Raw genomic sequence first — 13,227 nt, forward strand, 5'->3', positions numbered from 1 at the left:
CTGAAAAATTATAAATTTGTAATCAAAAAGATAAAATCATTAAATATTTTGATTACTATCAAAATCAAAAATTTCTTTAGATATTAATGACAAAAAGAAATTTATTCCACTCTCTGGAAGCTTTCCTGTAGTTTTACCACTTAATAGATTGTCATTAACGTAATTTTTGTCAAGATGTCTCTAAAATTATAATTAAGCAGATATACACATATAGGAAAAAATTATGACTGGTTGTAAGTCGAAAACCCAGATATCTCTTTCTGAAAGGGAAGTGCAAGTTCTAGAGCTAGTAGCAGATGGATTGACCAATGAAAAAATCGCTGAGAGGCTAGAAATTAGTAAACGAACTGTAGATAACCATATTAGTAATATTCTCAATAAAACTTCTACTCATAATCGAGTCGAACTGGTTCGGTGGGCTTTACAGTGGGGCAAAGTATGTTTAGATAATATCAATTGTTGTTATGTAAAACAGCCAATTGATATAGATACTACATCATAGTTCGGAGAATCATTGCTCTTAATCAATGTCCTCAGAAGAATCTAGTAAGTCCTCAATGGAGTTAGTGGTGAGATGAATGAAAACCAATAAATAAATTGAGTGATTTGATTAAATAGCTATTAAGTAGGTAGGCGTTAAAATTTATCGTGTTTAGGAAGGTAGGAGGCAGAGGGCAGCTATGCTGAAGGAAAGAGGCTTGAGAGTTACTCTAGTTTTTGTTAGATACTTTATTTTCGTACCTATTCTACTGAACAAGTCTAATTGCAATAGCATATAATGCTAGTGTTTGTCAGGGATTCAGGGCTAACTACTGAAATTAAATAGTTGGACAATATTAGATATAATTATACATTTATACATTTGAAGTAATATAATCTGATACCTGTCTAACTAATTATCACAAGTAAATGACCAATTGAGATAAAATATTTTGTAATACTTATTGTTATACTGCAGAGGTACGACTTGAATTCTCCTGTCAATTTAGGAAACTATGTACATCAATAACTTGAGTTTCAAGTGATTTTAAGCCTGTGAAGAAGGTAAGTTACAAAGCAGGGTCAGTATAATTAATAATTAATAATTATTCGGTAATTTTAGTAGAACTGATTAGTCAACTCAATATAGTCTGTCAATAGTTTGTCAGAGGTAAATACTAGAATGGAGACTGCCAAACATAAACAACAACGTTATCAATTTAGCTGTCAGGGACTCCCACTAGCAGTCTATCAAGAAGTAGCAGCTCATTTACGCCAAGCTGGCAAGGTACAAGTGGGTTTATTTTCTCCTCCTTCCTCAGAGCTATTTGACTACAACAAAAGTCAAGTAGGAGGATTATGGCTAGAGTATGCTGAAGATGCTGAAGATGCTATTCGTCAAAAAGTAGACCAAATCTTGGCCTACTATGAGGAAATATTTGGTCATTGGGAAGAAAATTAGATGATACCTACTAATGATCGAGATGTCTATTGGTTAAATACCAGGGACTAATTATGGCTTGCTAAATAAATTTAAAAGCATTGAAAGATAAAGGTTTTAGCGTTTTTAGGTATTGAAAAAGTACGCCTGTTTCAGTTCTTCAGGCTCAAAAAGCTATCATTTTTGGTACATTGTTGGGCAAAAAAATTACTCCCCTACGGACGTTGAGCTAGCGCACAACTTTCCTGAGGTCATGCTCGGCAAACGTTAACGCTCAGCGACATGAAAAGCATTTTTGTTATGCAACGTCCCTACCTACTCCCGTACGGACGTTCGCATTTTTGTTATGCAACGTCCCTACCTACTCCTTAAAAAAGACTTTTTCAGCAAACCCTAATTAAAAGTCCCCTCTTTTGATTTTTTTTAGTAATATTGTTCTAATTTTTCGCCTCAAAACCCCTCTAAATATTAAATAAAATTCTTAGGAAGAGGAAACAGGGAATATGTAATATAAATTACCTGCATTAAAAATGCTATAACTATTAAAACATCAGAGATGTTGCTATGCCACCAATACCATCTTATTTAATACCTCTAATAATTATTCTAGTAATTGTACCATCTTTTGTAGCAATTTTATTAAGGATGGTACTTTATTTTGACTTAGCAAGTCAGGGAAATAAAGTTAGAAGACTCATTAATCAGCAGTCAGTAAATAAGCCAAGATTTATTGAATATTTAGAGAGCAGATTTGCTGATGCTAGCAGTAAACTAGAGCAAGTTAATACAGGAGCATTAATCGATCAAGTTTATAGTAGACAGCGATTATTAGGATTAGTTTCTTATGAACAAATAGAATATTTTTGTCGAATTTTACCAAATCTACTTGTATCTTTTGGATTATTAGGAACTTTTATCGGTATTACTATTAATTTAACTTCTTTAAGCCAAACAATTAGCGATACTAATGCTACCGATGTTAGTAGTTTGCTCAAGGAATTAGCGGCACCATTACAAGGTATGGGAATTGCTTTTACGAGCAGCTTAGTAGCAATCTTATTTAGTGCTGTAGTTACATCAGTTAATTTGATTTTCAATACTAGCCTTGCTAAAACTAGATTAATAAGTTTACTAGAAGACTATTTAGATAATATTTACTTACAAAATATTGAAGGTCAAACTCAACTTGATAAAGTAGTAAAAGCTGTTGCCTATTCTTTTGAAGGATTTTTAACAAGATTTGGTCAAACAGTTAGGGTAGGAGTAGAATCAGCTCTACAAGATAAGATTCAAGAAATTTATAACGCTAATGCTACGACGAGTAAATTAGCAGAACAGACTTTTGTAAGATTAGGAGAAGCTGCTGCTACTATTGCTAAAAGTTCTAAAGATTTTCAGATAGCTTCCGATAAATTTCTAGAGGTAGCACAAACATTTGAACATAGTCAGTTTCCGCAAAAGTTAGCTACTTCTACAGCAGAATTAGCCAATATTCAAAGTAATTTTTCTCAGTCAACTTCTACTCTAGCTGCTGCTGTTCAAGCTATTGAAATAGTAGTAATTGAACTCCAGGGATATAGTAAGAGACTAGCTAAGTTTGGAGAACAAATTACTAATAGTAATCAAACTTCCTTCAGACTTTTAGAGTCTCATCAAAGTAATCAACAATCTTTTGCTGAGATGATTAGGCAATTACAGGAAGCATCACAAAGTTTTCATTTAGCTGTAGGTAATTTGGATACTTTACAAAGAAGAGTGGTATCTAAAGCTGATAATTTAGAGGAAGTACAAATTCAAATCAAAACTTTAGCAGATGCTTTGAATAATTCTACAGATGGTATTAGTCTAAGTATTAAATCTTTGGGAGACCAAATAAATCAAGGTATCAGTACCCAAGCTAATATTAATAATTCCCATTTAAGTGTTATTGCTACAAATTTACAGGAATATATTAATCAAATGAATGCAACTAAAAATGAAATTTATCGCCTGACACAAACTATTGATAAACTGGCAAATAAATAAATAGATAAGTCATTTCAGTTATCAGTACTTCCGGCTAATTTAAGAGGCAGGAAAATCGGAAATTTCCTTTTTTATATCCTTGGAAGTAAAAGTTGCAGTTTTATATCTTAAATTTCTTGCTAACTAAAACCGTGGAATATCAAATCCGCTTGCAATGGAAGTTTTATCGGAAACCGACTTTATGGGAGATTATAAATATTAGTATAGTAGGGAATTTCATATAAACCCTATTTCTCTTATCCTTGTTTTTCGTGTTATCAAATCTTTTCTTTCTATTGATCGTTCCTAGGATAGAAAATCAATAACATTATCATTTTCTGAAGCTCCAAAAAATTCAAGGATTTTCGATTGCATCCTCAAAATTTTTGTGATATCATCAAGATTAAATGGGGTAACTCGCCCATGCGCATGACTTTTTATTCAATCCCCAAAAAAGTATAGTTGATTTTGGAGCTGATCGTAAAGATATATGGTTGTTTTCCCTGTTATCAAATCTTTAAGAGCGATCGCTCCTAGGTTGAAAAATCAATCACATTGTCATTTTCTGAAGCTCAAAAAAATTCAAGGATTTTCGATTGCATCCTCAAAATTTTTGTGATATCATCAAGATTAAATGGGGTAACTCGCCCATGCGCATGACTTTTTATTCAATCCCCAAAAAAGTATAGTTGATTTTGGAGCTGATCGTAAAGATATATGGTTGTTTTCCCTGTTATCAAATCTTTAAGAGCGATCGCTCCTAGGGTGAAAAATCAATCACATTGTCATTTTCTGAAGCTCCAAAAAAATCAAGGATTTTCGATTGCATCCTCAAAATTTTTGTGATATTATCAAGATTAACTGGGGTAACTCGCCCATGCGCATGACTTTTTATTCAATCCCCAAAAAAGTATAGTTGATTTTGGAGCTGATCGTAAAGATATATGGTTGTTTTCCCTGTTATCAAATCTTTAAGAGCGATCGCTCCTAGGGTGGAAAATCAATCACATTGTCATTTTCTGAAGCTTCCAAAAAATTCAGCGCCTCAAAGGATTTTCGATTGCATCCTCAAAATTTTTATGATATTATAAAGATTAACTGGGCTAATTCGCCTATGTGCATGACTTTTTATTCAACTAAAAAAGTTGAATTTCTTAGCGATAGAACTCAGTTCCCCTTTACTACGCATATAAACGCGACCGCTAATACTGTAGAAAGGAAAATGAATGTAAAAGATACTGTTAGGAATTCTATCAAAAACTAGCTATATTTTATTGAAGATATGGCGTTTCTAAAATTACCCAATAATTAATAATTATTAATTAAATAATTCAGCTTTATTAGCCTCTCCAGTAAAGGGGAAGTCGAGGGATAGATGGATTACCGAAATAATTAATAATTAAATAATTAAATAATTAAATAATTAAATAATTAAATAATTAAATAATTAAATAATTAAATAATTAAATAATTCAGCTTTAAAGCCTCCCCAATAAAAGGGAGATAAATTTTTTCATTTTAGTCAATCCTTTCCCTAAAAGGGAGAGATAACTATCTATTATCCATTATCCATTATCCATTAATGAACTAGCCATATCCAATTGAGCAACTAGAGAAAAGTGCTAGGATATTTCCTTATATTCAATTCCCTCACGGTTTTAACCAAAGGTAATTATTCATTATTCATTATTCATTATTCATTATTCATTATTCATTATTCATTATTCATTAATGGATACTCCTTAAAAAATAGGAATTAATTTAACTATGCGTCATCGTTCACGAATTATTGAAGATAATCGCGACCTAGAAGTTTGGCCAGCGTTTACAGATTTAATGTCTAATTCTTTTATGATATTAAGTTTGTTATTACTCTTAGCTATTATTAAATCTCTGTTTATAGAATCAATTTCTGATGCGAATCAAAATCGCGCTATAAAACTACAAAAAGAAATTACTAATTTACAAAATCAACTCCAACAAAAGACGAATGAAGTGACAGGTTTACAAAGAAAAATTGGAAATTTACAAAATCAAGCTACACAACTTCAAGGATTAGTAACTACTTCCAAAGAAGAGTTAAACCAAAAATCAAATAGGGTGACAGAATTACAAACAGAAATTGAAAAATTAAAGTCTCCACCTGTGATAGTAATTAGAGATTCTCAGTCTCGGAGATTTGAATCAGGAAGTGCCGAAATATCGGGAAATTTAAAAGGTTTTATCGAGGAAGATTTAGTTAAGCAAATTGAGAATTTTGCTAAAGAATATCAGGGTTATGTTGTTGAAGTAATTGGTCATACAGACGGTCAGGTAAATAAAGGAAGTATTAGTAATTTAGATACCCAGTTAGAACAAGTTGCTAAAGGTAATGGAGCTGTTAGTAGTTTAGCCGCAGGATCGAATGCAGATTTAGGTTTAATGCGCGCTCTAGCAGTGGTACAAAGACTGCAAAAAAATCCTCGTCTGCAAAAATTGGGTTTAAAATTTAGAGCTTATTCTGCTGCACAATTGTATAATCCGAGTGGAGATTATGCTGGGGCAAATCGAAATCCCGATCAGAGTCGGCGACGGATAGAAGTTCGGTTTGCTCCTAGTGCAGTAGAAAGATAGTCTACAATTCAAAATTCAAAATTTAAAATTTAAAATTCATCTCTGACGAAAAAATCAGGTCTCCTGCCCCTTTTATATCAAGTCCGGTAGCATCGGTATTTTTCAAAATTCAAAATTTAAAATTTAAAATTACGTCTTCTACAATAGAAGGATTTGGTTAAAAGCAATTTTTTTCTTCTCAAGGGAAGATTGGATATGGCGTACTTCCGAGCGACTAGATGAGGGAAACCCGCTCTTGCAGAGCAGCTCCCCTAACGCCATCCCATCCTACGTTCATGTAAATCCTTATTCGGAGGTACTGATAACTGATAACTGATAACTGATAACTGAAATGACTGTGGCAAAACACAAACGAGTGCTAATTCTAGGTGGCATTGGGGATAGCTTGAAATTAACAACTCTAGCTTCTACTATACCAGGGTTGGAGGTAATAAATTCTCTTGCGGGTCGCACTCGTCAACCTGTTATGAAATCCACTCCTACAAGAATTGGTGGTTTTGGTGGTGTATCTGGGTTGATAGATTATCTACGAGAACAGCAAATAGATTTGCTAGTTGATGCAACTCATCCTTTTGCATCTAAAATTTCCTGGAATGCAGCGATCGCTACTTCACAACTAAATATTCCCCGTTTAATGTTAGTCCGTCCTGCTTGGAAAAAGATGGAAGGCGATCGCTGGTTAGAAGTTGAAAATAACGAAGTTGCTGTCAAGGTTTTACCAGAATTAGGTTCACGAATATTTCTGAGTATTGGTAGGCAAGAGCTAGGAAGTTATGCTCACCTCAAAAATTTCTGGTTTCTGATGCGGATGATTGAACAACCTCAACCAGATATTACACCCCCAGGAAAAATATTGACTGAGCGGGGACCTTTTTCTCTGGAAGAAGAGCGATCGCTTTTGCAAAAATATGAAATTGAGGTGATCGTCAGTAAAAATAGTGGAGGTGATGCTACTTACCCTAAGATTATTGCTGCGCGGGAATTAGGTATTCCAGTGGTAATGATACAACGTCCGTCTCTTCCTGAAGGAGAAAAAGTTACTGATGTAGAAAGTGCAGTGTCTTGGTTGAGAAATTATAGTGATTGACTATAGGGAGAAAAAGGAAAAGTCCTCTCTCTCCTCAATTAATCTTTAATATTCAGTGTTTAAACTTTCTTGTGCCTCCTAGGATTAAACTACCTAGTACAATCAAACCTAGAATCATACTGGGTTCTGGGACGGTTTCTGGTGTTGGTGGAGGTAAAGTTGGAGTATTAGTAGCAACATAAATGCCTTCAGTACCATCGGTGAATAGAGCTGTAAAGGCGATTTGATTTTCATTTAAACCTTTTGGACCAAAAGCTAAATCCTTGATAGTTTTGCCGTCTAGGAGTGTATTGCGATCGACAACTTTTTCTAATATACCATTGAGATTAGTATATATACCTTGTTGTTCATTTGTTCCTACTCCGACAAATGCGACTTTTCCATTATCGTTAATTGAGTATGCGTCAGATTCAATAGAGTTAAACGGATCAAAAACTTCAGAGGTAAATCCAGTAAAGTTACCAATACCATCTGGAATAGATGTGTTTATATCTGCTACTAAATTAATTCCTCCAATATTTGTCAATATGCCATAACCACTATTGAATACTATCTCATCGTTGTTATTGAGAACAGGAGCAATGAAGTGATTTTCTATAGCAGTTAAATCACCTTCTGAATAACTATAAATTGCTGGAAAAAAATTGGAATTATAACCCGTCAATGCTACAGTTTCATTATTATTAATAGAAACGAAGCCCAAAGATTCAAAGTTATCTGTTTCTCCTGGTATGGGAGTATTTGTATCTGCAATTAGATTGATACCTCCAATATTAGTATAAATTCCCTCAGATGATATTGTAGGAAAACTATCTTCATCGTTATATGAAATACCACTAAAAGCAACATTTCCATTATCATTTAAGGTGGCAAATAGACTTAGGCTGTCAAAAGTTTCTGTGCTTCCTGGAATTGGAGTGCTAATATCAACAACTCGGTTTAATCCGTCAATATTTGTGTAAATTCCTGTATCGAAAAGAGTTGGTATCCCAAAATCATTAAATGCTAAAATACCTGTAAATGCTACATTTCCATTATTATTAATTGTGGGAGGCAAGAAACTCACAAAAGTATCTGTTTCATCAGGGATTGGATTATCTGGAATTAGAGTATTGGTGTCAGCAACAACATTGAAGCCATCAATATATGTGTAGATACCAGTCTGATTTTCAGAATTTCTTCCTAAAAATGCTATACCTCCACTATCATTAATAGCAGGCCCCATTAAATCACTAAAATCTGTAAAATCAATGTAATAACCAAAACCTGCAAAATTTTCTGTATCGTTAGGAATTGGAGTATCGGTATTAGTAATGCGAGTAAATGTAAAAGCCATAATCTTATTTAAAGGTAATGAAAAGTATGTATGATCAGTTTAAGAAAGCTTAACTGTCCAAATATATTTACTTATATCATGCTAAACTATAATGGTCAAGACATATTACATTTCTGAATAATAATGCTATATTTGACTGCCATCTCCCTATCTCCGAGTTACAAAGGATATATAGCCAACTTTTTGAGATTTGATATTATGGGTAATTTGGCAGACATCATATCAATTTCGACCAAAGGGAAGCAATCTCTAAAACTTTTGAAATTGCTTCCTTCCAATAGTTACAGTCACTGCAAACTTTAGAAACTGAAATTATTGTCGATCAAAGTTTTTATATCTTCAGGACTTACGTAGAACCACCTTATGTAGTAGGGGCGTTTCATGTTGCGGAGCAAAACGGTTGTTCGCCCCTACAGATGATGTATGATATCAAATCCGGTAGTATCGGTGTCATTAGATATTAAGAGGGTGGGGAGTGTGGGGAGATGGAAAGAGCTAGAAAGATTTGGTAATTCGTGAATATGGAGCATTTTTTTATACACAATTAAGCGGATTTGATATGATTAATATTTTGCCTAAGTCCCCATCTTATAAAACGGTATTAGGTGTGTTGGGTTCGCTAGCGCTTAACCCAACCTACGACTACGACTATTTCCTAACTAATAAGATCGAAAACGTGATAACCCCATCCAGGTAAATCCAAATATAGACCTCGTGAAACCAAATTATCTCCCAAGCGATCGTAACTAACATCATTCATTAAATCTTGCAGTTGATACGTTTTACCTCTGAGAGTATCAAATGGTAAATGAACGTAACATTGCCCTTGATAAGAAGCATAGTTAACAGTTATCAACAACAGTTGCTCATCTTTTCCTTCCCAGGTGAAAGCAATAAAATTATTCCATGTGAAATTTCTTTCCCATGCAGGTACACATTTAAGTAATTGCCAATTTCCCTCATGGAAAATATCCAGAGCTAAAGAATTTAATAATTGATGGTAAAATCTCTCTATGTTGCAAACAGTAGCTTGTTCAGGAGCATGACATAAGTGCATCGAAATTTTTTTAAACCAACCTTGCAACTGACCTTGATGGAAAAAACGTAAACCAGGGGTAAAATAAGTCAAAATGGCAGCAGCTTCATGCACTCTTGGTAGAAAATCTTTATTTGCTCTGGGTTCATCGTGATTTTCCATAAAGCGTGCTAACTTATTTTGAAAATCAAGACCAGCATAAAGATGTTGTCTAACAGGAACTGCCTGCTTTTGATGGAGGCGATCGTATAATTGTTTGTCATAAGTGAAATCAAATCCTAACTGTTGCAGTTCCCACTCCAAATTCCAATATACTTCTGCCATTAAGACAAAACCTGGATGTTGCTCTTTAACTTGGGAAATTGCATCATACCAAAACGGTTGTATTGAAATACCCCAAGTATGCTCAAAAATATTTGGCAATATTAGCATTGCCATATCGCAGCGAACGCCATCAGACAAATGAGCAACATTGAATAACTCTGCTAACATCGCCTCCTGTAATTTAGGGTTGCCGTAGTTCAGTTGCAAAGTATCAGACCAACCTGGAAAATAGGGGTCTCTTCCGTGAGCAAATATTTGGCTACCTGCTGGCAATTCTACCTGTATATAGTTGTAGGGTTCTCGTTCTAGATCCGCGTGAGTTCCCTGAACATAAAAGTCAGGATTTGTTTGTACCCAAGGATGATCGGGGGCGGTATGGTTGGGGACAAAATCAAGCATGAGTTTGAGCCCCCGTTGATGGAGGCGATCGCGCAGTCGGAACATAGCTGCATTGTCACCTAGGTTTTCATGGATGTGATAACCAGTTACGGCAAAACAAGACCCACAAATATAATCTTCTTGGAACTCATCACCAAAAAGTTCCATAGCTTCCTTTTGCACATCAGGGTTTGCACGAGAGATATTTCGCGCCATTATTCCTGTTTGCCAAACTCCTAAAAAGTATACCCAGTTAAATCCCAACTTTGCTATTTGGTCTAATTCTGCATCGGGAATATCATCTAAGGTGGCGCGACGACCAAACTCTTGGGATAATTTATTTAGCCAAACACGGGTGTTTATTTGATATAGGAAAGGATTAATCATAATATTTCATATTTGAGAGTCTAAAATTAGGTAGTCCTATAAATGTAGTGATTTAAGCTGGAGGAAGGGAACAGGGAATAGGGAACAGAAAAGCAATTAAATTCTAGATTTAACAGGACTTAGGCAGAAACTCTACATATAGGGAGGGCGAATACCATTAGCTCCTACAAATGGTGCTTTAAAAGTCAATTTGCATAAGTCCTGTTTAATGTATAATAATCTAAGCTCCCTAGTTAACTTTTTATTCCAAGTATCATTACTTGTACACCACTACCTAAAACTATTTATAACATTTTGAAAGGAAAGCTGAAAATAACTAATATCATGTTCGGTTGAATAGTTATAATTAGGATATAGATGGAAGATATATCTCAAACCATTGAGATATATCTTCCACGAGTGTAAGTCGCAATGACTTTATAGTTAGTGTTTATCCGAACATGATATAAGGTCTGATCAAACAAATCTTTCACTGGCAAAGCGATCTGTTTTTAATCATTTTTGCCCAGAAGGTTATTAATGCTGTATCTAAATATCAAGTTGGTATTGTTTTAGTACAACGCTCCCACATCAGATGTGCAGTCAACCGTTTGTCACTCTTCTTAAAGGAAGGTGTAGTTAATGATAGATAATTTTCTGTAAATTCAAAGAAACGTTCTTGATCTATACCAACCAAGTTGGGAAATAAAGAGGCTTTAATATGATGAATTACTTTTTTATCTTTAATTTCATACCTACCACAATAGGAGAGATATGTTTCCATAGCATTAGCTTTTTCCTGTGTGCTTCCTCCAAAAAAATCTTCAGAAGAAAAGTTGGAGCGGTTTGCAGCCATAATTACTACTGACATATATCCATCTTCTGCATACATTAGATACCCGATCGTATCTTTACCATAAGGGTAGCTTACTTCACCATTTACATCTTTGAGTTCAAAAGATACCAGTTGCCAAGTTCCAACAAATTGATTTTGTGTCATTTTAGTTCCTGATTTTGTTTTACAGAAATTAACAGAAAAGAGGGAGTAGGCAGAAATAATATCAAATCCCGTAGCATTGGTGTAAAAAGAGTGTGGGAAGGGTGCGAAGTGTGGGAAGTGTGGGGAGATTTATAGAACCAATTTGGGATCTATTTAACAAATTACAAGTTCAGTTCTGATCCAGAAATTATCAATTACTCCCCCCTGTTCCCTGTTCCCTCTTTTCTGGAGATGACTATTGACTACTAAGTAAGATTGATAGTAAGGAAAAAAGCTATTTTGACTACTGACTACTGTACGGGTGATTCTAAAAATCATACAATGATTCAGCAACCCAACAATTAAGGCAAGTGTCTTTTTTGGAGTGAAAAAAAGAGCCAGCTTTTCAGTCGTTAAAGTTCATGTATCTTGATATCCATGAGCAGACAAGATTCGATTCCCAACCCTCCCAACACTCTACTTTTTTCAGAGTCCTAATTATTTTTGGCATTGTATAATTGTGGGATGATTTTGTCGATCGAGCATCGAGCATAATCCCCATGTCTCCGTGTCCCCGTGTCTCCGCGTCCCCGCGTCCCCGTTTCGGCCTCAATCATCCCAGTATTCAGCAACGCTATTTTTGTGGTCTACGTTCATCCAATTTCCGATAGACATCCCGCAACTCAACATTATGGTGAGCAAGAGCAACTAAAGTATGGTAAAACAAATCTGCCACTTCTGAAGCGATCGCCTCTTTCTCATCATCTTTGCACGCCATTACCACTTCTGCCGACTCTTCCCCAATTTTCTTAAGAATTTTATTATCTCCTCCAGCAAACAACTTACAAGTATAAGAACCCTCCTGGGGATGGTCACGGCGATCGCTAATCACATCAAAAAGTTGAGACAACATATCCGCCGGTGGCTTCACAACCTTCCTATCCACCAGATGAAAACAACTCCTTTCCCCTTTATGACAGGCAATATCTCCCACCTGTTCAACTCCCACTAATAAAGTATCGCTATCGCAGTCATAGCGAATCCACTTAATATTTTGAAAATGACCAGAAGTTGCCCCCTTATGCCAAAACTCTTGCCGAGAACGACTCCAAAACCAAGTTTGCCCGGTTTCGAGAGTTTTTCGTAATGATTCCTGGTTCATCCAGGCCATCATCAACACCGTACCATCTAAATAATCTTGGACAATAGCAGGCACAAGTCCCCGTTCATTGTAACGAACCTGCTCCACTGGAATTGATTGACTTAAAGCTACTGGTTGGGAGGTAGACATTATGTGCCCCAAAAAATTTATTTGTATATTCGGAGTTTAGGATATCTTTTAAGTATTTTCTGAATGTTTAATCTTAAATTTTAATTTATTTTTAGGGGTGCATCTCAATTTTAAAGAAAGCCAAAAATTTATTGCTTTTAGGGAACAGGGAACAGGGAACAGGGAACAGGGAACAGGGAACAGGGAACAGGGAACAGAGAATTAGGGTTTGTCATCAATTAGAGGTTAAACGCTTTGTAAGTCTTGGTAGAGAGCGAAGTAAAGTATTTCTTGACCTAGCATCCCAAAACTCTTGCCATGTATCTCTTTCAGATTTAATTGATGACACACTCTAGGAAAAAAGTATTTTTGCAATATGAGATGCACCCATTTTTAGCATCTATCATAAAACAT

General features: G+C 35.1%; 9 protein-coding genes. 5 read left to right on the forward strand and 4 right to left on the reverse strand.

Translation table 11 applies throughout. The features are described 5' to 3' along the window. The first annotated feature begins 223 nt into the window (after positions 1 to 223). The 5 genes from pedR (at position 224) to F6K40_RS01115 (ending at position 7,124) form a co-directional block, all read left to right on the forward strand. Entirely contained in the window at positions 224 to 502 is a 279-nt protein-coding gene (gene pedR / locus F6K40_RS01095) for a photosynthetic electron transport-dependent transcriptional regulator PedR (protein ID WP_293130173.1), read from the forward strand. Between the two features lie 660 nt (positions 503 to 1,162). Further along, positions 1,163 to 1,441 (forward strand): hypothetical protein, encoded by a 279-nt coding sequence (locus tag F6K40_RS01100; RefSeq protein ID WP_293130176.1) that lies wholly within the window; start codon positions 1,163 to 1,165, stop codon positions 1,439 to 1,441. Between the two features lie 543 nt (positions 1,442 to 1,984). Then, positions 1,985 to 3,445 carry a hypothetical protein gene (locus F6K40_RS01105; RefSeq protein WP_293130179.1) on the forward strand — a complete coding sequence of 487 codons (1,461 nt, stop codon included), beginning with the start codon at positions 1,985 to 1,987 and terminating at the stop codon, positions 3,443 to 3,445. 1,746 nt (positions 3,446 to 5,191) lie between these two features. Then, entirely contained in the window at positions 5,192 to 6,037 is an 846-nt protein-coding gene (locus F6K40_RS01110; protein WP_293130182.1) for a hypothetical protein, read from the forward strand. 331 nt (positions 6,038 to 6,368) lie between these two features. Beyond that, entirely contained in the window at positions 6,369 to 7,124 is a 756-nt protein-coding gene (locus F6K40_RS01115; RefSeq protein ID WP_293130185.1) for a cobalt-precorrin-6A reductase, read from the forward strand. A 52-nt stretch (positions 7,125 to 7,176) separates the two neighbouring features. On the opposite strand, the gene F6K40_RS01120 is transcribed toward F6K40_RS01115, so the two are convergent. From F6K40_RS01120 to hisIE, 4 genes are all read right to left on the reverse strand, one after another. Next, complete coding sequence (locus F6K40_RS01120) at positions 7,177 to 8,460, reverse strand: DUF7453 family protein (RefSeq protein ID WP_293130188.1); 1,284 nt, start codon at positions 8,458 to 8,460, stop codon at positions 7,177 to 7,179. A 655-nt stretch (positions 8,461 to 9,115) separates the two neighbouring features. Then, on the reverse strand, positions 9,116 to 10,585 hold the full coding sequence (locus tag F6K40_RS01125) for an alpha-amylase family glycosyl hydrolase (protein WP_293130191.1): 1,470 nt from the start codon (positions 10,583 to 10,585) through the stop codon (positions 9,116 to 9,118). 535 nt (positions 10,586 to 11,120) lie between these two features. Beyond that, positions 11,121 to 11,564 carry a lipocalin-like domain-containing protein gene (locus tag F6K40_RS01130; protein WP_293130194.1) on the reverse strand — a complete coding sequence of 148 codons (444 nt, stop codon included), beginning with the start codon at positions 11,562 to 11,564 and terminating at the stop codon, positions 11,121 to 11,123. A 613-nt stretch (positions 11,565 to 12,177) separates the two neighbouring features. Continuing rightward, positions 12,178 to 12,834: a bifunctional phosphoribosyl-AMP cyclohydrolase/phosphoribosyl-ATP diphosphatase HisIE gene (gene hisIE / locus F6K40_RS01135; protein WP_293130197.1), complete on the reverse strand. Its 657-nt coding sequence runs from the start codon at positions 12,832 to 12,834 to the stop codon at positions 12,178 to 12,180. Positions 12,835 to 13,227 lie beyond the last annotated feature (393 nt).

The organism is Okeania sp. SIO3I5 (assembly GCF_010672085.1).
In the GTDB taxonomy this organism is placed as follows: Bacteria; Cyanobacteriota; Cyanobacteriia; order Cyanobacteriales; family Microcoleaceae; genus Trichodesmium.